Origin of the sequence: Oceanihabitans sp. 2_MG-2023 (genome assembly GCF_030547245.1) — a bacterium.
Lineage (GTDB): Bacteria > Bacteroidota > Bacteroidia > Flavobacteriales > Flavobacteriaceae > Oceanihabitans.
The window spans coordinates 422,581-445,210 of sequence record NZ_JAUOQT010000004.1; the positions used below are offsets into that span (position 1 = coordinate 422,581).

At 30.1% G+C, this 22,630-nt stretch carries 22 protein-coding genes and 1 other RNA gene; 10 read left to right on the plus strand and 13 right to left on the minus strand.

Annotation, left to right across the window (positions count from 1 at the left end):
* Nucleotides 1-54: 54 nt before the first annotated feature.
* Nucleotides 55-1,131 (minus strand): tail fiber domain-containing protein, encoded by a 1,077-nt coding sequence (locus tag Q4512_RS11335; protein ID WP_303424573.1) that lies wholly within the window; start codon nt 1,129-1,131, stop codon nt 55-57.
* A gap of 126 nt (nt 1,132-1,257) precedes the next feature.
* Here Q4512_RS11335 and Q4512_RS11340 point away from each other — a divergent pair, with 126 nt between their 5' ends.
* Both Q4512_RS11340 and Q4512_RS11345 read left to right on the plus strand, forming a co-directional pair.
* Complete coding sequence (locus tag Q4512_RS11340) at nt 1,258-1,443, plus strand: hypothetical protein (RefSeq protein ID WP_303424576.1); 186 nt, start codon at nt 1,258-1,260, stop codon at nt 1,441-1,443.
* Nucleotides 1,430-1,987, plus strand: coding sequence for a DNA mismatch repair protein MutS (locus Q4512_RS11345; protein WP_303424578.1), 558 nt, complete (start codon nt 1,430-1,432; stop codon nt 1,985-1,987). The genes Q4512_RS11340 and Q4512_RS11345 overlap by 14 nt, the downstream gene beginning before the upstream one ends.
* Here the strand turns inward: Q4512_RS11345 and Q4512_RS11350 are convergent.
* Nucleotides 1,984-2,916: a hypothetical protein gene (locus Q4512_RS11350; RefSeq protein WP_303424580.1), complete on the minus strand. Its 933-nt coding sequence runs from the start codon at nt 2,914-2,916 to the stop codon at nt 1,984-1,986. The genes Q4512_RS11345 and Q4512_RS11350 overlap by 4 nt on opposite strands.
* A gap of 110 nt (nt 2,917-3,026) precedes the next feature.
* Between Q4512_RS11350 and Q4512_RS11355 the strand changes: the two genes are divergently transcribed.
* A complete protein-coding gene (locus Q4512_RS11355; protein WP_303424582.1) occupies nt 3,027-4,169 on the plus strand; it encodes a cysteine desulfurase family protein in 1,143 nt (380 codons plus the stop codon).
* Nucleotides 4,170-4,245: 76 nt separating this feature from the next.
* Here the strand turns inward: Q4512_RS11355 and Q4512_RS11360 are convergent, their stop codons facing one another.
* The 4 genes from Q4512_RS11360 to Q4512_RS11375 form a co-directional block, all read right to left on the minus strand.
* On the minus strand, nt 4,246-4,746 hold the full coding sequence (locus Q4512_RS11360; protein ID WP_303424585.1) for a hypothetical protein: 501 nt from the start codon (nt 4,744-4,746) through the stop codon (nt 4,246-4,248).
* Between the two features lie 117 nt (nt 4,747-4,863).
* Entirely contained in the window at nt 4,864-5,238 is a 375-nt protein-coding gene (locus Q4512_RS11365; RefSeq protein ID WP_303424587.1) for a hypothetical protein, read from the minus strand.
* Between the two features lie 47 nt (nt 5,239-5,285).
* Nucleotides 5,286-7,694, minus strand: coding sequence for a carboxypeptidase-like regulatory domain-containing protein (locus Q4512_RS11370; protein WP_303424589.1), 2,409 nt, complete (start codon nt 7,692-7,694; stop codon nt 5,286-5,288).
* 66 nt (nt 7,695-7,760) lie between these two features.
* Nucleotides 7,761-9,449, minus strand: a complete 1,689-nt coding sequence (locus Q4512_RS11375) for a M23 family metallopeptidase (RefSeq protein ID WP_303424592.1) — start codon at nt 9,447-9,449, stop codon at nt 7,761-7,763.
* A 254-nt stretch (nt 9,450-9,703) separates the two neighbouring features.
* On the opposite strand from Q4512_RS11375, the gene Q4512_RS11380 reads away from it, so the two are divergent.
* From Q4512_RS11380 to rny, 4 genes are all read left to right on the plus strand, one after another.
* Nucleotides 9,704-9,994, plus strand: a complete 291-nt coding sequence (locus tag Q4512_RS11380) for a hypothetical protein (protein WP_303424595.1) — start codon at nt 9,704-9,706, stop codon at nt 9,992-9,994.
* A 13-nt stretch (nt 9,995-10,007) separates the two neighbouring features.
* Entirely contained in the window at nt 10,008-10,301 is a 294-nt protein-coding gene (locus Q4512_RS11385) for a cell division protein ZapA (RefSeq protein ID WP_303424598.1), read from the plus strand.
* Nucleotides 10,302-10,357: 56 nt separating this feature from the next.
* Nucleotides 10,358-10,464, plus strand: a non-coding RNA gene (ssrS, locus tag Q4512_RS11390) — 6S RNA.
* Between the two features lie 57 nt (nt 10,465-10,521).
* On the plus strand, nt 10,522-12,096 hold the full coding sequence (gene rny, locus Q4512_RS11395) for a ribonuclease Y (RefSeq protein ID WP_303424601.1): 1,575 nt from the start codon (nt 10,522-10,524) through the stop codon (nt 12,094-12,096).
* A gap of 40 nt (nt 12,097-12,136) precedes the next feature.
* Here rny and Q4512_RS11400 read toward each other — a convergent pair whose 3' ends face one another.
* The 4 genes from Q4512_RS11400 to xerD all read right to left on the minus strand — a co-directional run bounded on the left by Q4512_RS11400 (nt 12,137) and on the right by xerD (nt 17,090).
* On the minus strand, nt 12,137-13,294 hold the full coding sequence (locus tag Q4512_RS11400; protein WP_303424604.1) for a sensor histidine kinase: 1,158 nt from the start codon (nt 13,292-13,294) through the stop codon (nt 12,137-12,139).
* Between the two features lie 294 nt (nt 13,295-13,588).
* Nucleotides 13,589-14,737, minus strand: a complete 1,149-nt coding sequence (locus tag Q4512_RS11405) for a PAS domain-containing protein (protein WP_303424606.1) — start codon at nt 14,735-14,737, stop codon at nt 13,589-13,591.
* Nucleotides 14,738-14,931: 194 nt separating this feature from the next.
* Nucleotides 14,932-16,068: a PAS domain-containing protein gene (locus Q4512_RS11410; RefSeq protein ID WP_303424609.1), complete on the minus strand. Its 1,137-nt coding sequence runs from the start codon at nt 16,066-16,068 to the stop codon at nt 14,932-14,934.
* Between the two features lie 125 nt (nt 16,069-16,193).
* On the minus strand, nt 16,194-17,090 hold the full coding sequence (gene xerD / locus Q4512_RS11415; RefSeq protein ID WP_303424612.1) for a site-specific tyrosine recombinase XerD: 897 nt from the start codon (nt 17,088-17,090) through the stop codon (nt 16,194-16,196).
* Between the two features lie 164 nt (nt 17,091-17,254).
* Here xerD and Q4512_RS11420 point away from each other — a divergent pair, with 164 nt between their 5' ends.
* Entirely contained in the window at nt 17,255-17,815 is a 561-nt protein-coding gene (locus Q4512_RS11420) for a porin family protein (RefSeq protein ID WP_303424615.1), read from the plus strand.
* A 79-nt stretch (nt 17,816-17,894) separates the two neighbouring features.
* Entirely contained in the window at nt 17,895-18,311 is a 417-nt protein-coding gene (aroQ, locus tag Q4512_RS11425) for a type II 3-dehydroquinate dehydratase (protein WP_303424617.1), read from the plus strand.
* 73 nt (nt 18,312-18,384) lie between these two features.
* On the opposite strand, the gene lpdA is transcribed toward aroQ, so the two are convergent.
* The 3 genes from lpdA to msrB all read right to left on the minus strand — a co-directional run bounded on the left by lpdA (nt 18,385) and on the right by msrB (nt 21,062).
* Nucleotides 18,385-19,761, minus strand: a complete 1,377-nt coding sequence (gene lpdA / locus Q4512_RS11430; protein ID WP_303424619.1) for a dihydrolipoyl dehydrogenase — start codon at nt 19,759-19,761, stop codon at nt 18,385-18,387.
* 176 nt (nt 19,762-19,937) lie between these two features.
* Nucleotides 19,938-20,492 (minus strand): DUF1572 family protein, encoded by a 555-nt coding sequence (locus tag Q4512_RS11435; protein ID WP_303424621.1) that lies wholly within the window; start codon nt 20,490-20,492, stop codon nt 19,938-19,940.
* 87 nt (nt 20,493-20,579) lie between these two features.
* A complete protein-coding gene (msrB, locus tag Q4512_RS11440) occupies nt 20,580-21,062 on the minus strand; it encodes a peptide-methionine (R)-S-oxide reductase MsrB (RefSeq protein ID WP_303424623.1) in 483 nt (160 codons plus the stop codon).
* 160 nt (nt 21,063-21,222) lie between these two features.
* Here msrB and Q4512_RS11445 point away from each other — a divergent pair, with 160 nt between their 5' ends.
* Nucleotides 21,223-22,629 (plus strand): glycogen synthase, encoded by a 1,407-nt coding sequence (locus Q4512_RS11445; protein ID WP_303424624.1) that lies wholly within the window; start codon nt 21,223-21,225, stop codon nt 22,627-22,629.
* The last annotated feature ends 1 nt before the right edge of the window (nt 22,630 follow it).

Sequence of the window (22,630 nt, forward strand, 5' to 3'; positions counted from 1 at the left end):
AATTTTAATTTTAACGGATTATTTAATTGCGGATAGGTATAAATAACAAATATATTAATTTTGATTATCAATCAATTCATTTAATTTATTTTCTAACACGGTAATTTTGTCTTCAAGAGTATCGATTTTATTGTTTTGATTTTCAATGATTTCTTGTTGTTCTTTAATAGCTTCAACAGTTACAGGAATTAATGAAGTATAGTCTACTACATTAAAGACTTCTCTTTTAAATTCAGAATTATTAATTGTTGATGATACTTTATCAGGACCGTCAACAATTAGATTTTTTTCTGCAACAGCTTCAGGAAAAGTTTCTTTAATATTTTGTGCCAAAAAACCTAAATAAGTTCTTGTATCTCCTTTAGCTAAATAATTATATTCATCTAAATTATATGTGTAAGAAACACCACGAATTTGTTTAAGTTTGTTAATAGCATTATCAATAGTTACAATATTAGATTTTACTCTTTCATCAGATAAATTATAAAGGCCATTTGCATATCCTAATGCTCCAGTAAATAATCCGCCAAAACCAAGCCATGAACCAGTTGTTGGAATAGTACCATAAACACCAATAGCATCCGAACTATTTGAAGTTCCCCAAATGGAAGTTCCAGAGCCAGTAGCAGGAAGATGAACACCATAAATACCTAATCCATTATTATTATTTGTTATTCCACCTAAAGCATTATATGTACCATTTACATAGCCTGCTAAACTTGAACCATTTGTGTTTGTGTTTTCGAAATAAGCTAAGTAATTATTTCTATTGTTAACCAAATGAAAATGATATGCAGGAGCAGTCAAACCAACACCAATATAGCCATTAGTTTGAATTGTTAATCTAGTATTAGCTGTAATTCCGGTTGTACCAATTTTAAATTTATCATCATCATTATCATCAATACCCATAGTAATTTGTGAATTTCCATTTACTTGATATTGTAATATGGGATCTCCATTTCCACGAGTATTGTTTATTTGAATACCATCTGCTAAAGCATTAGTTTCCACATCAAGCATTAAACTAGGTGTAGTTGTACCAATACCTATTTGAGCAGAAGCAGTAGTTGTAAATATAATAAAAAACAGTAGAAATTGGGAGTTTAAAAGTTTTGTAATCTTTTCCATATAAATAGCGTTTTATTAGGTTTTAATTTTAAAACTATAAAAAAAGTTATACTTAATTAATTTATAATCAGTATTTTCGATGTAATGTAAAAATGTGGGGATAATGTTGTTAAAAGTAAATGAGGTATGACAAAAAAATACGATTATCTGTTAGTGGTAATAGGTTGTATTGTAGCAATTTATGCTAGTGCGGAATCAAAACAAAACACACTAATTTTAGTTGTGGGGATTGTTGTTTTAATGTTTGGTTTGTTTAGAATTTCTAGAACTATTCCAAATAAAAAAAAGGAGGAAGAAAATGAAAATATTTAATGTTGGAGATTCTGTTATGGTTTTAGACGATAATCTCTCTGGAAAAATAACAGCAATTTTAGGAGAAAGTGTTACCGTTTTAACGGAAGATGGTTTCCCATTAGATTTTAATAAAAAAGAGTTGGTTAAAATAGAGGATACTTCCGCATTTAAAGCAAATGTTTTTAGTGAAGCTTCTCTCCAATCGGTAGTTACAGAAAAAGAAAGTAAAAAACGAAAGCCCATTATAAGAAAGTCTAAAGAACGTTACGAACCTACTTTTGAAGTAGATTTACATATTCATCATTTAACAAAATCTTCTAGAGGCATGTCTAACCATGACATGTTAAATTTGCAATTAGACACAGCGAGACGTCAGTTAGAATTTGCTATACATAAACGTATGCAAAAAATGGTTTTTATTCATGGAGTAGGAGAAGGTGTTTTAAAAATGGAACTAGAATACCTTTTTGGTAGATATAATGTGAAATACTATGAAGCTAATTACCAAAAATATGGATTAGGAGCAACGGAGGTATACATTTACCAAAATGCGAAATCTTAAAAAGGAATTTCTACTGTTCGTTCATCAATTAAACTATCATCTTCTAGAGTTCCAAAATCTAAATAATCAAAAGTCACATTAGAAGGCAGTTCTAAGCTTGTTATTTCTACGGTTACTTCAAATGTTTGTTGGATATCATGGTCTTTATAAGCAGTTGCAAGAACCGTATTTGCAACTTCAGCGTTTAAAAAATCGGCAACTGTAATCGCAGGATTGGTCGATGTAAAATCGTTACTCGGATCTTCGTCTTGACTATCGTTTTCTTCATCAATAGTAGCTACACCATCATTATCGTCATCTGTATCTAAGTAATCTGGAATGCCATCAATATCTGTGTCTAATGCATTTGTTGTGGGATCGTCATCTCCATCCTCATCCTCTGTATCTATTTCTAAGCGTGTTAATACATTATCACCATCATCATCTTCATCTAAGTAATTTGGTAACCCATCACCATCGGTATCATCATCTGTTAAGTCTCCATTACCATTAATATCTTCTAAATCGGCTTCAATACCATCATTATCATCTTCAATTAAAGCAATATAAACTGTTGCTGTACCGGTTGTACTTTCTTCGTCATGTGTAATTGTTATATCAGAGGAAGGTACATCGTTACAAAAGAAATCTGTTGGTGTAGTATTATATCTTCTGTAATTAAAAGTATTAGTAGTTCCATTAATGGAGAATTCTTCTTCTGTAGTTTCTAAAACACCATCTGTTTGGATTAACAAATCTGCAAGAGATAACTCTTCCGATGTTATTTGTAAAGAAAGGGATTCTGCTGGATCTTCTTTAATTTTATAAAATACTAATTCACCACAAGCTAAAAAGGTATCTTCAAAATCAAGTTCTTCGGTAATTATATCTCCATCATTACAAGAAATAAGCAAAAAAGCAGATAGAAAACCAAAAAGTAATTTTTTCATAGTATTGTAATTTTAATCAAAAATAATATAATTGTTAAACTTATAACGATGCTTCTTGCAAATAATTTTAATTGCACTATTTTTGTTGTTTCTAACACACAATTTTATTTATGAAAACTGTTTATTTTGATAGTGCTGCAACCACACAAGTACGTGATGAAGTAATAAAAGATATGCAAGATGTTCTTGCTGTACATTATGGTAACCCTTCTTCAACACATGCATTTGGTCGTGCTTCAAAATCTATTATTGAAACAGCTAGAAAAACCATTGCAAAGCAATTACATGCATTACCGCAAGAAATTATTTTTACTTCTGGTGGTACTGAAGCAGATAATATGATTTTACGTTGTGCGGTTAGAGATGGAAATGTAACAACTATAATTACTTCTCCAATAGAACATCATGCCGTTTTGCATACTGTAGAAGAATTAAGGAACGAATATAATGTTACTGTAGAGTATGTAAAGCTACAACATTGTGGTACACCAGATTATGAAGATTTAGAACGATTGCTAGCTGCTAACGATGAACGAAAACTAGTTAGTTTAATGCATATAAATAATGAAATTGGTAATATTTTAGACATAGATAAAGTAGCAAATTTGTGTAAGACTAATAATGCGCTTTTTCATAGTGATACGGTACAATCTATTGGTCATTATGAGTGGAATGTTGAAGAAATCCCTATTGATTTTATGACTGCTGCAGCACATAAATTTCATGGGCCAAAAGGTATTGGTTTTGCATACATACGAAAGAATAGTAATTTTAAACCACTTATTTTTGGAGGATCCCAAGAACGTGGTTATAGAGCAGGAACAGAACCTGTACATGCGATAAAGGGGTTAGAAACCGCTTTTAAATTAGCTTATGAGAATTTAGAAGAAGAACGTGCTTATGTACAAGATTTAAAAGATTATTTTAAAGCTATTCTTAAAAAAGAGATTCCAGAAGTTAAGTATAATGGAAACTGCGAAGACCAAGTAAAAAGTACTTATACATTAATTAATGTGTGTTTGCCAATGAGTCCAGAAAAGGCATTGACATTACAGTTTCAATTAGATTTAAAAGGAATTGCATGTTCTAAAGGGTCTGCTTGCCAGAGTGGAAGCGGAAAAGGCTCTCATGTTTTGGCGCAAATTTTAGATGAAGAAGATATGCTAAAACCTTCTATTCGTTTTTCATTTTGTAAATACAATACCAAAGAAGAGATCGACTATGCTGTTGGTGTATTGAAGGAGTTTGTTTAAACCGCAGTTATGTTATTAAATATAAAAAAAACCTTCAGATTTTTTCTGAAGGTTTTTTATTCCATTTGATTCCGGTTTATGCGGCCTGTTCGTTTTTATGTGCTTTACTTTTAATTTTAGTTTCCCATTTTTCTAAAAGAGCAATTTCATTTGTCATTTCAAGATTTACATCTACATTATAAAATTCTAAGATTTCTATATCCTTGTTTGTAGTAAAACTAATAACTAAGTCTATTTTATCGGTTTCTGTTTTAAAAACCTTATTATTTTTAAAAGTTCTATTGGTTCTAATAATTTCGCAAGAATTAATTGTATTTAAATCCAAGATTTTGGTGTTGTATACTTCATTAATTATTTTAGAATATATTAATTTGTTTTTACTTTCATCTATAGCAATAGCATAGTATGTTCCCCAAAAATCTGGTTCTATAATATTTAAATTGTTTTTTATAGCTTCATCTATAAATCGCTTTTTTGATTTTTTCTTTTTACTCGTTTGTGATCTTTGAATACCTATAATAGGTAATAATATGATAAGTGTTATTATAACTCCAATAATGGTGCTTGTAGATTCCATAATTTTATTTTTTTATTTGATTATAAGTAATTTTTCTTGGATAAAAACCAAGAGTAATATAGTGTAACAACGAATGCAGTTTTATGCACTTGCTGTTCGAATAAATAAAAAATAATTTTATGTAAAACGGTGAAAAGGATAGAGTAGTGCGTCCTTATCTAATCCAGGTTGAATATGAACACTTCGGAAAAGATATTGATTGTTTTTAGTTACGGTATAGTTTTCAACGTATTTGAAAAGTATAAACTTCGATTTTAACTTTTCCGTTTTAAAACTAAAATTGGTATCATTTGCTAAATCTGCAAGTGGTTCTAAGCTCGGAAAAGCAGCTAACTCTGGTGTTTTAGAATCGGAAGTATGATAAGCAACATCTTGCTGTTTACTGCTATCTGAAACAACATCGATAATTAGATTTTGCATAGAAATACTCATGCTTAAACTATAAGCAAGTAGCAGGCTTAATGCCATTATATTTCTAAACATTTGTTTCATAAGTGCAAATTTAGCTAAGTTGTAAAAAGCAACAATAAAAAGAAATGTTAAAACTTCATTGTTGTTCTTACATTAAAAACTCTAGGCGTTAAGTAGTTTGGTATTGCATACTGGCGTTTGCTATATACGTCTCTAACCCAAGTATTGGTAATTGAGTTTTGCACATCGAAAACATTAAAAATTTCTAAACCTAAAGTAAGTTCTTTAAATGGTTTACGCCAACCAGAATTAAATTGTTTTTTATCGTCTACAATTACATATTGGATACCTAAATCGGCACGTTTATAATCTGGTAAACGGTTTTGATACACATAAGGATCTGCATAACTTGGGGAACCTCCAGGAAGTCCCGTATTATAAACTAAGTTTAAATACATTTTTAAGTTAGGCATGGTTGGCACGTAGTCTTGAAACAGTGCAGCAAATTTTAAACGTTGGTCTGTTGGTCTTGCAATATACCCTCGATCATCTATGTTTTCTTCGGTTTTAAGATACCCAAAACTAAACCAAGATTCTGTACCAGGAACAAATTCTCCATTTAATCTTAAATCTAAACCATAGGCATATGCTTCGGCAGAATTATTTGCTCTATAACGAATTCTTACGTTTTCAACAGTGTACGGATTTACATCATTTATTTTTTTGTAATAAGCTTCAGTAGTTAGTTTAAAAGGTCTATCCCACATTTCAAAACTATAATCATTTCCTAGAACAAAATGTATAGATTGTTGCGCTTTTACATTAGGTTGTACCTCTCCGTTTTGGTCACGTAATTCTCTGTAAAAAGGAGGTTGGTAGTATAAACCAGTTCCAAATCGAAAAAGCATATCTTTTTTCCAATTAGGTTTAATTGCTACTTGAGCTCTTGGACTAAAAACGGTTTGTGAACTACTTTCAATTCCGTCACCTTCTACATTCCAATTATGCATTCTTGCTCCTGCATTTACCCAAAGTTTACTATCTCCAACATCAAACCGTCTGCTCCATTGTAGGTAGGCTTGAATTCTATCTATAGATGTATTGTTGGTTGCTCTAACGTTTTGGTATGCAGTAATAGGACCTTCGTTTGGTTGGTAAGGTTGTGTGTTAAAATCATCTAGGCTAGGAGGGTTGATTGTAAATCCTGCTGAATCAATAACTTCCCATTCTACTAATCGATCCCTAATATCTTCGTTGGTATATTTAACAGACCACTCGAAGTTGTTTTCATTTATTTCATAGTCTCCTTTATGTTCTATTGTTGTAATAAGTGCATCTAAATCATTTCTACCATGATTTAATTGTCCTCCAATACCTTCGCTAAATTCAACTTCTCCTAAATCTTCGTCACCAATATTGGTATTTACTTCACCAAGTCTATATTGCGCTAAAATGTCGAAATATTCCTCTTCTGTGGTGTGATATGTAGAAGCTACTAAACTTAAATTTAAATCGTCATTAACTTTATAAGTACCTTGTAATGCACCAAAAAGGGTTTGGTAAGCATCTTTTTCTTGTCCTTCATAAAAAACAAGTAATGCAATAGGATCTGTAAGTGTACCAAAATTGGTTTGTCTTGTTTGTGGCTCGTAATTGTATTTGTTTAGAGAAGCGTTTCCTAAAAAGCTCAGGCTAAACTTATCGGTAAAATTATATGTTACAAACGATTGTACGTCTAAAAATTTTGGGTCGTAATTGGTTTCTGTTTCTTTTGCATTTACCAACAAGCTGTTATCTCTATAACGTACACCAACAATTCCAGTTAGTTTATTGTCATTACTTACGGCTTCAATAGCTAGGCTTCCTCCAAGTAGGCTTAAATCTGCAGCAATTCCAAAATCTGTAGGTTTTCTATAAGTAATATCTAAAACAGAAGAAAGTTTATCTCCATATTTGGCTTGAAATCCTCCAGCTGAAAAGTCTACATTTTGAACTAAATCGGTATTTACAAAACTTAAACCTTCCTGTTGGCCAGAACGAATTAAAAATGGTCTGTAAACTTCAATGCCATTTACATATACTAAGTTTTCATCGTAATTACCACCACGAACAGAATATTGCGTACTTAATTCATTGTTACTATTTACACCGGGAAGTGTTTTTAATAAGTTTTCTACACCTGCATTTGCACCAGGAATTTTTCTAATAGTTGCTGGTTTTAAAGTAAGAACACCTTGAACATCTTTCCTTTTTCTACTAGAAATAACAACTGTTGCAATTTGCTCAATATTGGTTTGCATTACTGGATTAAACTCTAACTCTTCGCCATTTTTTAGATTAAAAGTAGCAGTTATTTTTTTTAATGAAATATGAGTAAAGGTTACTGTTATGTCTTGGTTTGCAGGTATTTTTATAATAAAAAAACCATTTGCATTGGTAGTGGTTCCAGAATCTTCCGTTTTAATATTTACATTATCTACTGGCTTGTTAAATTCGTCAAGAATAACACCTCTTAATGTTCCTGTTTGTGCGAACATGAAAAAAGGTAAAAGAATAAAGAATGAAGTTAGGAATCGAAATTTAGTATTCAAGATAGTTCGTTTTTATTTTCGGTAAAACATAGTTTCAAATGTAGAATTATTTCCAACATTATCCGTAACAATTAGCTTTAAATTATTTTTAGTCTCTGTGGAAACCCCATCATTAAAGTCGTAAGTTAATGTTTTTGTTTTATAATCGTACTCAGTTAAAATCCATTTTCCATTAATAGTGGCTCTATAATTGGATATTCCAGAGCCTTGATCTTCAATTTTAATTTTTAAAAACCTGTATTTGCTTAACCATTTTCCTTTAGAAAAGTTTTTTGGTTTAATAGTAGGAGCAATAGTATCTGTTGCTAATGCATATTTCCCTAAGGTTTTTGTACTAGTGGTTAGTATATTTCCTTTTCTTTTTGTAGTGGAATATAGCGGATAATCATTCCAACCTACTAATCTGGCAATATATAATTTGCTAGCATCTTCGGTTGTATAACCACTTAAATCATAACTAATGTCGAAATTCTTTTTTGCAGGGATTGTGTTTTTATGAAGTGTTAATGTATCTTTTTCCACTTTAAAATCGATAAAAAAATCATCATAAAAAGTGTTTTTAGAAATATTTACATGAACGCGACCTTCGTTTAAATTTTCATCCTGGTTTGCATATATATAAAATGGAGTAGTGGTATCTTCCAAAGGTTCTATATCATTAGATTTTACACCTTTAATATTAATTTGCAGCCAAGCGTCGTTATCTTCAATATCTTTAACACGCACTTTATAAACAGATGATGTGTTGTCTTCTACTTCAACATAACCATCATTAGAGCTGTTATTGTACATACTCAATGGATTGTTTTCTTCTATGAATAACTTTTGAAGCCTTTGTTTTTTCGTTTTATAAAGGTCGTAATCTATTAATCTGTTTAAATGTTTAGTTTCGTTAAATGAAAATCGTTTAAAATCTAATTCAAAGCATAAATCACCATTGTATCTAGCTTGTATGTTGTAAACACCATTTTTATTGGCAGCTAAATCTTGTCTATCTATAGTAGCAATAGCAAAGCCAATTTTGCCATAAGCTTCTATGTTTTCTACAGAATATGTGCCGTTTTTATTATCTATTAAACGGAGTTTTTGCTTTTTCTTTGATTTGTTTATATGTGCATTTTCTCCAATGGCATATGCGTATACTTCTGTGATAATTGGTTTTGTACTATCTTTAATATCTAAGCCGAAAAGTAATGGATTTATAGGTCTTTCTTGGTTATCTCTTATTTCGTAGTGTAAATGAGGACCGCCAGAACTACCGGTATTTCCAGAATAAGCGATAATTTCTCCTTTATTTATTTTTAATTCTTCGGGATTAGGAAATAATTGAATTTCAAACGATTCCTCTTCATATTGCCGTTTTTTTACATATGCTTCAATTTCTTTAGAAAAACTTTGTAAATGACCATAAACCGTAGTGTATCCATTTGGGTGTGTTACATATAAAGCTTTACCATATCCAAAATGCGAAACTTTAATTCTACTAATATATCCATCTGCAGCGCCATAAACATGTAAACCTTGACGTTGTTGTGTTTTTAAATCCATTCCAGAATGAAAATGATTAGATCGTAACTCTCCAAAAGTACCAGCGGCAATTAGTGTGATGTCTAAAGGAGACCTAAAATAATCTGTAGGATATATACTTTGTGCATTGCAAAGCGAAGTATAAAAGAGCATTAAAATAAATAGAATTTTCATAAAATAATTTGTGTTGCTAAAGTATTAAATTGAAATGAGCATAACCAAAAAGTTATAAAATATTCAAAAAAAACATATGTAGAATATTTTCTATAAATATAATTATTTTTTTTTATTATGGAAGAATATTTACAAATACTACTGCATTGTATTGATATCTAGCACATTTGAATGTTTTTTAATTTTATTATAAAAAACAATTGCTAATTTGCGTTAGGTATGTTAACTTTGTGAGATAAGTATTGAATTTGTAAATGAGTCATATTGAAGATATTGTAGATGCTTTAGAGAATAAAATTAGCAAAGTATTACATAAACTAGAAGTTTTAAAACAAGCTAATATTAAACTAGAGAAAGATTTACAAGCATCCAATCAAGAGCTTTTAAAGGAGAAACAACACATTGTTGTTTGGCAAGAAAAATATGAAGCACTCAAAATGGCAAATTCTTTGCTTGGCAGTGATAATAATAAAAGAGAAACTAAGCTTAAAATAAATACATTAATTAGAGAGATAGATCATTGTATCGCTCAACTTTCTGAATAATGCACATAGTTAAATGGCAGAACAGCTTAAAATAAAGCTATCTATAGCAAATCGAGTATATCCTTTAACCATTAATCCAAGTCAGGAAGAAGGTTTACGTAAAGCAGCCAAAAATATTGAAGCTATGATTACACAATTTGAGCAAAGTTATTCTGTTAGAGATAAACAAGATGTATTAGCCATGTGTGCTTTACAATTTGCATCACAAACAGAACAAAAAACTATAGATAAAGAAAATGTTAACGAACATGTACAAGATAAGCTTAGTGCTTTGAATGATTTGTTACAGGAGCATTTAAATTTATAATTCGTTCTTTAAATAAAATAAAGGTTACTGCCTGCATTAGTTATTTTTTTTGATAAACTCAACGTTAATTCTTTAAAAAGGGTGAGTTGAAGTTGTAAAAGCGAGCTACCTTGAGTAGATACTTGATCAGCTTGTTAGCCCTAAACTTGTTTTTAAGGAGTTTATACAAAACCATAAATTAATGTAGGCTTTTTTATACATTAAAACTAATTAACTAAACATGGAAAACCCAATTGTATTAGCAATAATAGGCATTGTAGTAGGTGTAATTATAGGATACATTATAGCTAAAGCATTAGAAAAAAGTAATGCATCAAAACTAATTAAAGAAGCAAAAAAATCTGCAACTTCTATTCTTAAAGAAGCAAATATTGAAGGAGAGTCTATAAAAAAAGATAAAATTCTTCAAGCAAAAGAAAAGTTTATTGAATTAAAATCGGAACATGAAAAAGTTATCTTATCTCGCGATAAGAAAATGGCAGAAACAGAAAAACGTATTCGTGATAAAGAGTCACAAATTTCTAACGAACTTTCTAAAAGTAAAAAAGTAAATACGCAAGTTGAAGCTAAAATAAAAGACTACAACCATAGGTTGGATATTATTGAGAAAAAGCAAGAAGAAGTAGATAGGTTACATAAGAGTCAAATACAACAATTAGAAGTTATATCTAGTCTTTCTGCCGAAGAAGCAAAAGAACAACTTGTGGAATCTTTAAAAGGAGAGGCTAAAAATGATGCTATGGCATTTGTGCAAAGTACGCTGGAAGAAGCAAAAATGACGGCACAGCAAGAAGCTAAAAAAGTGATAATAAATACCATACAACGTATTGGTACAGAAGAAGCAGTAGATAACTGTGTTTCTGTATTTAATATTGAATCTGATGATGTTAAAGGGCGTATTATTGGTAGAGAAGGAAGAAATATTAGAGCTATTGAAGCTGCAACAGGAGTAGAGATTATTGTAGATGATACTCCAGAAGCAATTATTTTATCTTGTTTCGATTCGGTAAGACGTGAAGTTGCACGATTATCTTTACATAAACTAGTAACCGATGGGCGTATACATCCTGCTAGAATTGAAGAAGTAGTTAAGAAAACGCAAAAACAAATAGAGCAAGAAATTATTGAAGTTGGTAAACGTACTGTTATCGATTTAGGTATTCATAACTTGCATCCTGAGTTAATAAAAATGGTAGGTAGAATGAAATACCGATCTTCTTATGGACAAAATTTACTACAGCATTCGCGTGAAGTTGCTAAACTTTGTGGTGTGATGGCAGCAGAACTTGGTTTAAACCCTAAATTAGCGAAACGTGCTGGTTTATTACATGATATAGGTAAAGTTCCTGATGCAGAAGCAGATATGGAAACACCTCACGCAATTCTTGGTATGCAATGGGCAGAAAAGTTTGGTGAAAAAGGAGATGTTTGTAATGCTATTGGTGCACACCATGATGAAATAGAAATGACTTCTTTATTATCGCCAATTATACAAGTATGTGATGCTATTTCTGGAGCTAGACCTGGTGCAAGACGTCAAGTATTAGATAGTTATATACAACGTTTAAAAGATTTAGAAGATATTGCTTTTGGTTTTCAAGGGGTAAAGAAAGCTTATGCTATTCAAGCTGGACGTGAGCTAAGAGTCATTGTAGAAAGCGAAAAAGTCTCTGACCAAAATGCAGCGGATTTATCGTTTAATATTTCGCAAAAAATACAAACAGATATGACTTATCCTGGTCAAGTAAAAGTGACAGTAATACGTGAAACTAGAGCAGTAAATATAGCGAAGTAAGTAATAATAAATATTTATATAAAAAAGTCTAACTATTTAGTTAGACTTTTTTGTTTGGTAACTTAATATTAAAAGTAGTTCCAACATTTACTGTGCTAGTAACATCTATAGTGCCATTAAAAGCTTCAATTTGACTTTTTATAAGATAAAGACCAACACCTTCGGAATTTGCGTTTTTATGGAATGTTCTATACAGTCCAAAAATAGCATCTCCAAATTTATCTAAATCTATTCCTAAACCATTATCTGAAAAAGTAATAATTATATGTTCGTTAGTTTTTTCTGAACTTATATTTATTATCGGATTTCTCTCTGGATGCTTGTATTTAATTGCATTAGTGAGTAAATTTTGAATAATACTTTCAAGATAGGACAAATTAAATTCTAGGTACAAATCACTATCAATTTGATTGTTAATAATAGTATTAGAGCTAATAATTTTTACTGCTAAAAGCTCTAAAGTGTTCTTTACAATGTTATTTAAATTTATTGTTTGTAAGCTTTTATTTTTAGAGTTACTTACATTAACAATCTTGTTTAAATTTGAAATTGTTTTAGATAGTGAGTTATTAACCGTTTTTAAATGATTAATAATATCCTTTTTTTCATCTTCATCTTCTGTTTCATCATGAAAACTTAAAAGGCTTTCAAAATTTGCAGTATGTGATTTTAAATTATGTGAAACAATTAGAGCAAAATTTTTAAGTTTTGTATTTTGATCTTTAATAATATTATTCTTTTCTATTAATTTAGCTTCTTGTTTTTTTCTTTCACTAATATCTATTGTTGTACCAATCATACGGGTGTGATTTCCATTTTCATCACGTTTTACAACTTTACCAATATCTTTTATCCATTTGTAACTACCATTACTAATAAGTATTCTATGTTCGCTTATATAATTAGGTGTTTTGTAGTTTAAATGATTTAGTAAATTTTCAATTACATTATCCAAATCATCCGGATGTACTTTTTCTTGCCAATTATAAGTTTCGGCATTATGGTCTGTGTTTTTAAGATCAAGTATTTGTTTAGCTTCTTTAGAGTAGTTAACTGTTTTATTAATTACATTAAAATCCCATACACCAATATTAGAGTTTTCTAAAGCAAATTTAGAAACGAATTCTTCTAATATTAATTTTGAATCGTAATCAACAATATTTGAAATATCTTGATTTGAAGTTAAAGTAGTTTTCATTTAGTAGAAATAATAATTTGGGACTCCAAAAATAAGTTATTGACTTTCATCATAACATTTAATCGGTAATTCTTGCGAATATACGATTAAAAGCAAATAAAAGCGTCTAAATACATGTTTTTTTTATTCAGATTGCTCTAAACTATAATAGTTCATGGTTAATTTGCGGTTAAACAAATAATTTTTGCAAGTAAAGTTTTAGCACGAGCTTGTTACTTTCATTGTATTTTTGTTGCAAGGGAAAATTAGCAGGTAACCTTATCATAGTGCGTTTTTGAAGAATTATACTTTAACTTAATTAGTTAAAGTAACCGTAAAAGTAGTACCTGTATTTATTTTACTGGCTATAGTAATTTTGCCGCCAAAGGATTCAATTTGATTTTTTATTAGATATAAACCTACACCTTCAGAATCTTCATTATTATGAAACGTTTTATATAAACCAAAAATAGTATTACCGTATTTTTCTAAGTCTATACCTATTCCATTATCCGATATTAATAACTCCATCCTTTTTTCTAATATATTTAAATCTATATTTACTACAGGATCTCTTTCAGGATGTTTATATTTTATTGCATTCGTTAACATGTTTTGTACAATGCTTTCAAAATAAATAGGATTATAGTTTATATATATATTTTCAGGAACATTATTGTTTATTATGGCATTGTTATTTAAAACAACAAATTCAAGGTTATTTAGAATATTATTAATTTCTTGAGCGATAAATATTTTTTCTACCCTTTTGTTTTTATTTGTTTGTACTGATACAACTTGGTTTAAATTTTTAATCGTTTTTGTTAAAGAATTAGAAGTAGTTTCAATATGCTTTACTAATTCATCTTTTTCGTTAACTGTTTCCGCTTCGTTATAAAACTCAATTAAATTTTCAAAATTACCTGCATGTTGTTTTAAATTATGTGTAACTATGTGCGCAAAATTTCTTAATTTATTATTTAATTCAGTAGCTAAGTTTAATGCCTCTTTTGTTTTCTTTTCTGCAAGTTTTATTTTTGTTATATCAGTATGTGTGCCTATTACTCTTTTAGGTTTACCATTTTCTCCTACCGAAACTATTCTGCCTTTATCTAGTATCCATTTATATGTACCATTTTTGCATTGTATTCTATGTTCACTTTCGTAAAAAGGGTTTATCCCATTAAGATGGTCGTTAAATTCTTTAAAATAATGCGCTTTGTCTTCTGGGTGAACACGATTATTCCATTCTTCAGCAGATGATCCAATTTCATGATCTTTAAAACCTAAAATGTTTTTAGATTCTTTAGAGTATATAACTTTTTGTGTACTAGCATCATAATCCCAAGCGCCAATATTAGAATTTTCTAGGGCAAACCTTAAAACTTGTTCTTTAATATTTAGTTTTGTACTTTTTTCGTTGGGGTTGGAAACTGTAGTATTCGAATTATTATTGTTTTCCATTAGAGGTCTTTAATTAGCTTTGGTAAAACAAAAATATACTCGTAGGGTTTATTCTAGTTTCTAAAAAGTGTAAAAACCTTTAAAACACGATTAAATACAATTTTTTCCGTTTAAGTACGTGTATTTGAGGTGGTAATTATTTTAAACCTTTAGAATAAAGAGTAATAACATAAATAGAGAGAGAAGAAAATAGTTTATTTATTAGTTACTGTAATGGTGAAAGCGGTTCCTGTATTCACAGTACTTGCTACAGAAATTTTTCCACCAAAGGATTCAATTTGGTTTTTAATTAGATATAAGCCAACTCCTTCGGCATCTTCATTCTTGTGAAACGTTTTGTATAAACCAAAAATATCATTTCCAAATTTATTTAAATCAATTCCGATACCATTATCGGTGACAATTAAATCAATAGCGTCCTTTTTAAAAATAGAATCTATATTAATTACAGGGTTTCTATCTTTGTGTTTATATTTAATAGCGTTAGTTAATAGATTTTGAATTACACTTTCAAAATAGGATATATTATAATAGATAAAATACCTTTCATTTACATTATTATTAATTGTAGCCTTACTTTCTTTAATAACAAAATCGAGTGTTTTTAAAACATTATTAATTTCTTTAGCAACGTATATTCTTTCTATTTTTTTATTCTTATTTGTTTGTACAGAAACGACTTGGTTTAGATTATGTATTGTTTTAGTTAAAGAGGAGGAAAGTGTTTTTAAATGATTCATTAAGCTCTCTTTTTCTTCGCAAGTTTCGGCTTCATCATGAAATTGAAGGAGGCTTTCAAAATTGGCTACATGTTGTTTTAGGTTATGGGTAACTATATGTGCAAAATTCTTCAGCTTATTATTTTGTTCTGTTGCAATACTTAAAGCTTCAATTACTTTGTTTTCAGCAACTTTTTGATTGGTTATTTCTGTATGTGTACCAATAACACGTTTTGCAATACCATCTTTAGTGAATTCTACTATTTTTCCTCTGTCTAAAATCCACTTGTAACTCCCGTCTTGACATTTTACTCTATGTTCATTTTCATACATAGGTTTTAATCCATTGAGATGGTCTTGAAAGTCTTGATAATATTTTTCTATATCATCTGGATGCACTCTTTCATTCCAGTCGTTTATATTAGAACCAAAGGAAGTTTTGTTTTGAGTACCTATTATCTTTTTGGATTCATTAGAAAAGTAAACTTTATTCAAATCTGCATCAAATTCCCAAAAACCAATATTAGTATATTCTAATGCGAGTTTCCACTTTGTGTCATTAAGCACATTTAAAGTGTTGTTTTTTATAATTCTTGGGTTTAGAGCAGACATAGATATTATATTTAAAAATGTTTTTAGGGATATTTTTAAATTATTTAAGTCAGTTTCAACTTACATAAGTCTACTCAAATATAACAAAACACCGACTAAAAACAAATAATTATGAGCTAAAAGCTCTAGTTTCTAGGGTGATAGGAATTCATAACTTCCTTTAAATGACTTTTGTCTACATGCATATATATTTCTGTAGTTGTAATACTTTCATGGCCAAGCATAAGCTGTATTGCTCTTAAATCTGCTCCATTTTCTAACAAGTGGGTTGCAAAAGAATGCCTAAAAGTATGTGGTGAAATATTTTTATTTAAATCAATTTTTACTGCTAATTGTTTAATTATTGTAAAAATCATAGCTCTTGTAAGCTGTTTTCCCCGTCTGTTTAAAAATAAAACATCTTGAAACTCTTCTTTAATAGGACTGTGAACTCTTACTTGATTCTTGTAGATGTTGATTATCTTCTGTGTTTCTGGTACAATAGGCACAAAGCGTTGTTTGTCTCCTTTACCTGTAACTTTTATAAAGCCCTCTTCAAAAAATAAATCCGAAATTTTTAAACCAACAAGCTCGCTAACACGTAATCCACAACTATAAAGAGTTTCTAAAATGGCGCGATTTCTTTCTCCTTGTGGTTTGCTCAAATCTATAGCATTAATAAGTGCATTGATATCTTTTTCCGATAATGTGTCTGGAAGTTTTCTTCCAATTTTTGGAGATTCTATTAGTTCTAGTGGATTTGTTTTCATGTAATCTTCAAAAACTAAGTAATTAAAAAAACTTCGTAAGCCTGATATTATTCTAGACTGCGATCTTGCATTAACATGTTTCGCAATTTCATAAATAAATTGTTGAATAATTTCTGAAGTAATTGTTAAAGGGGATTCTTGAATGCTATTTTCTTCTAAAAAACCAATTAGTTTATGTACATCTAAAGCGTAATTATCTATAGAGTTTTGCGATAAACCTCGTTCTATCTTTAAATACATTTTATAATCTAAAAGTGCTTGTTCCCATTTCATTGCTGCAAAAATAGGAATTTAGATTTTGTTCTAATTTAATTCAATTGTATTAATTCAATATCATTATATTGTTTGCTAACAACTTGATAATCAGTTGTTTTTTTTGGTGATAAGTTAAAAAAAAGTGTTAGTTTGGACTAATCAATTTTTAAAACTTATAAATTATGAGAAAATTATGTATTGCAGCTATTGCTGTATTTGGTTTATCGTTTGGTTTACAAGCGCAAGAGGTTTCTTTTGGAGCTAAAGCAGGTGTTAATTTAGCTTCCATAGATGGAGATAGTAATAATACGGATATGAAAGTAGGGTTTCATGTTGGAGGTGTTGCAGAAATTATGTTTAATGACAAGCTAGGTGTGCAACCAGAGATTTTGTATTCTTCGCAAGGTGGTAAGGAAGATATTGGTGATGATAACTTTAAATATAACTTTGATTATATTAATGTTCCCGTTATGGTTAAATATTTTGTAATAGAAGGTTTAAGTGTAGAAACAGGACCACAAGTTGGTTATTTGGTTAATGCAAAAGCGAAAAATGATTCCGATTCTATAGATCTTGATAACATAAAGGATATAGATTTTGGAATTAATTTTGGAGCAGGTTACAAAATGGATAGCGGTATCCTGTTTTCTGTACGTTACAACTTAGGAATAATCAATATTAACGATGGAGGTAATGATGTTAAAAATAAAGTAATTCAATTTTCTGTTGGTTATATGTTTTAACAGTAATTATTATAATATTGTAAAAGCCGAAGTTCTTGCTTTGGCTTTTTTTATACAATAACTTTTGTATTTTTACTTTATGAAGAAACTCATTATCATTAATGGTCCTAATTTAAATTTATTAGGAACTCGAGAACCAGAAATTTACGGAAGTTTATCTTTTACTGAATTTTTAGAGGAAATAAAAGGGAAGTACCCACAAGCAGATCTAGATTATTACCAATCTAATGTAGAAGGAGAACTGATTAATAAATTACAAGAAGTAGGGTTTTCTTACGACGGAATTATTTTAAATGCAGCAGCTTATACACATACTTCTGTTGGAATTGGCGATGCTATTAATGCTATTAAAACACCAGTAGTAGAAGTACATATTTCTAATACATTTTCAAGGGAAGAGTTTAGACATACCTCATATGTTTCTCCAAATGCGAAAGGAGTTATTCTTGGTTTTGGATTGCAGAGTTATGAACTTGCTATTCAGAGTTTTTTGTAGGTTTGTTGGTTATAGAATAAAAAAAAGACGATTTCATAATGAAATCGTCTTTTTTTATTCTGCTTTTTTTTTCTTAAAGATGTATCACTTCATCATAAGCGGCAGCTACAGCTTCCATAACCGCTTCACTCATGGTTGGGTGTGGATGAATAGCTTTTAATACTTCATGACCAGTTGTTTCCAGCTTTCTACCTAAAACAGCTTCGGCAATCATATCTGTAACTCCAGCTCCAATCATATGGCAACCTAACCATTCGCCATATTTAGCATCAAAAATAACTTTTACAAAACCATCTTTTGCTCCAGAAGCACTTGCTTTACCAGAAGCAGAGAATGGAAATTTACCAACTTTAATATCGATACCTTTTTCTTTTGCTTGTTTTTCGGTTAAACCTACAGAAGCAATTTCTGGAGTACAATAAGTACAACCAGGAACGTTCCCGTAATCTAAAGCTTCTACATGCTGTCCCGCAATTTTTTCTACACATAAAATAGCTTCTGCAGAAGCAACGTGTGCTAAAGCTTGTCCAGGAGTAATGTCTCCAATAGCATAATAACCAGGAATGTTTGTTTGGTAGAAATCGTTAACTAAAACTTTATCTCTATCTACAACAATACCTACGTCTTCTAAACCTATATTTTCTATATTCGATTTTATACCAACAGCAGATAATACAATATCGGCTTCTAATACTTCTTCTCCTTTTTTTGTTTTAACCGTAGCTTTTACTCCTTTACCAGAAGTATCTACACTAGTTACTTCGGCAGAAGTCATAATGTTTATACCTCCTTTTTTAAAGCTACGCTCTAATTGTTTAGAAACTTCATCATCTTCAACAGGTACAATTCTATCTAAATATTCAACAATAGTAACGTCTGTTCCTAAAGAGTTATAAAAATATGCAAACTCTACACCAATTGCTCCAGAACCTACAACGATCATTTTCTTTGGTTGCTCTGGTAAAACCATTGCTTCTCTATAGCCAATTACTTTTTTACCATCTTGTGGTAAACTAGGTAACTCGCGAGAACGTGCTCCAGTTGCAATTATAATATGATCGGCACTATATTCTTTGCCATCTACATCGATCTTTTTTCCAGTTTTTAGTTTCCCAAAACCTTCAATAACATCAATTTTATTTTTTTTCATTAAAAACTTAACGCCATTACTCATTCCTTCAGCAACACCACGACTACGTTTTACAACAGCATCAAAATCTTTATCAAAACCTGCTACAGAAAGTCCATAATCTTCTGCATGTTTCAAATATTCAAAAACTTGGGCAGACTTTAAAAGTGCTTTAGTAGGAATACAACCCCAATTTAGGCAGATACCACCAAGGCTTTCTTTTTCAACAACAGCGGTTTTAAAACCTAATTGAGATGCTCTAATAGCAGCTACGTAGCCTCCAGGACCACTTCCAAGTACAATTATATCGTATTTACTCATTGTGTGTTTTTTAATCGTTTTATAAAGCAACGAATTTACAAAACAAAGCCGAAATAATAAATTGATGCTTCATTTTTATTTGGGCGTGACCTAAAGGTCGGGCTATACACTGTATCTTTTGCTATAAAAAAGCAAAAGGATGCCGTTTCTATCCCTCACGCGAATGCTAGAATGGTTTATAAATCGTCGGTAAAATGTTTTCTTTCTTTTTCTTTCGAAAATTTTTCTTCATTATAGGAAATAGATTCCCCTTTAGCAATAGATAAGGTTTGCCAATTGCTTCCTTTTAAAAGTTTTCCTAAAAAAACTATTTGTCCAATATGGTAAGAGTAGTGTGCAAGTTGTCTGTTAATGGCTTCGGTTACAGTATGTCCTTGGTTTCGTATGTAGATAATAGATTCTAAATCTATAGTCTTTAATGGAGTAATTGCATTAAATAAACAATGCCATCCACTTTCCCAAGAGGCAACAAGTTGTTCTTTTGTAGTATAAGTATCATTAAATTCATCATCTCGTTTACGCCATGTTTTTTCACCATCTTCGGTCAAAAAGTTAGTCCAACGCGATAACATATTACCAACAATATGTTTTATTAGAATAGATATACTATTAGAATCGACATGTACTTGCCATTGTAATTCTTCAAAAGAAAGTTGGTTTATGGTTTTATCACCTAATGACTTATAATATTCAAATTGTTTAATAGTACTCGATAAATAGGAGTTTTTCATTGTATTAAAAACGGATTACCTAAAATAAACAATCTAAAGGTATAAAAAAGAAAGGGAATTATTTATAGAATTTATTCTGTTATTGCTTTATTCTATTGGGACAAATACTAAAGCATCACCATTAATACAATGGCGTTTACCGGTAGTTTTTCTAGGGCCATCATTAAATACATGACCTAAATGACCACCACAGTTAGCACAATGTTCTTCATCTCTAGAATACCCCAATTTGTTATCAGAGCCATATGCAACATTTCCTTTAATTTCTCTGTCAAAACTTGGCCAACCTGTTCCAGAATCAAATTTGTGTTCGCTTTTAAACAAAGCAATATTACAAGCTGCACAATGGTAGGTTCCTTTTTGGTAGTTTTTGTTAAGCGGACTAGAAAAAGGGCGTTCGGTTCCTGCTTCTCGCAATACATAATATTGTGCTTCAGTTAGCTCCTTTTTCCATTCTATATCTGTTTTTGTAACAGGGTACTTTTTTTTAGTATTCGAATCACTTTTCTGTGCAGAAGAATTGCAACTAAAGAAAATACCAATAAGACTCACTAATAAATACTTTTTCATGTTTAAATATATATTGTTTTTGTTTCTTTAATAGGTCGTAATAAAAACGACTTCATTACGAAATCGTTTTAGTTTTAACTTTATATTTATTATTTCCTAAAAAAAGGATTGTATTAATAATAAATTACTAAATTAGAAGAGTAAAATTGAACATTATTTAATGAATATAACCCATATTAGTGCAGAATGTTATCCTATTGCTAAGGTTGGAGGCTTAGCAGATGTTGTTGGTGCGTTACCAAAATATCAAAATGAACTTGGATTAAAAAGTAGTGTTATTATGCCTTTTTATGACAATAAATTTAGCAAAGAAAACGAATTTGTATCTATCTGTAAATCAGAAGTTTTGCTCGGTGTTTATGATCATAAATTTGAAGTATTAAAGCTTAAAAAAAACATATTAGAATTTGATGTTTTTTTTATAGATATTCCAACTTTACTTTTTAAAGATTATGTGTATTCGTATGAAGATACTGATCGTTTTTTGGCATTTCAAATTGCAGCTCTAGATTGGATGCTTGCTCTAGAAGATAAACCAAACATTATACATTGCCATGATCATCACACCGGACTTGTTCCTTTTATGTTACAAGAAAGTTTTAAATATACATCCTTAAATAAAATTCCAGTTATTACTACCATTCATAATGCACAATACCAAGGATGGTTTGCTTATAATAAATTGCATTTAATTCCACCTTTTGAAATGAATAATGCAGGTTTATTAGATTGGAATGGTATGATTAATCCACTTGCAGCTGCAATAAAATGTGCATGGCGAGTTACCACAGTTTCTCCAAGTTATATGGAAGAATTGAAAATAGAAGCTAATGGTTTACAAGATTTATTAAAACAAGAAAGTCAAAAATGTGTTGGTATTTTAAACGGAATAGACATAAAAGTATGGAATCCGGAAACCGATGTATATATTATTGAAAATTTCTCTGAAAAAAACGTAACTTTAGGAAGAGGTAAAAATAAAAACTGGTTGTGTGAAACTTTTAATTTAGATAAAACAAAACCTTTATTTGCTTTTATTGGAAGATTAGTAGGTGAGAAGGGAACCGATTTACTTCCAGAAGTTTTTGATACTATTTTAAAAGAAAAAGAATGTAATATTCTTCTTTTAGGCTCAGGTCATAATGAAGTGGAAGAACAGTTAAACGCATTAAAAGAACATCATAAAGGAAACTACGATGCTTTTATTGGGTACGATGAAAAACTATCGCATATTATCTATGCAGGAGCAGACTTTTTATTAATGCCTTCTCGTGTAGAACCTTGTGGATTAAACCAAATGTATTCCTTACGATACGGAACCATTCCAATAGTAAGAAGTACAGGAGGATTAAAAGACACAGTTATAGATATTGAAGATAAAAACGGATTTGGTATTTGCCATAACGAGGTAACAGTTTTGCAAATAGAACAGGCAATAAAAAGAGGTGTTTCGTTATATAATAATCAAGAACGATTTAAAGAAATTAGAAAAAACATAATGAAAATTGATCATTCCTGGGATGCATCAGCAAAAGAATATATTAAATTGTATAATTCAATAAACTAAC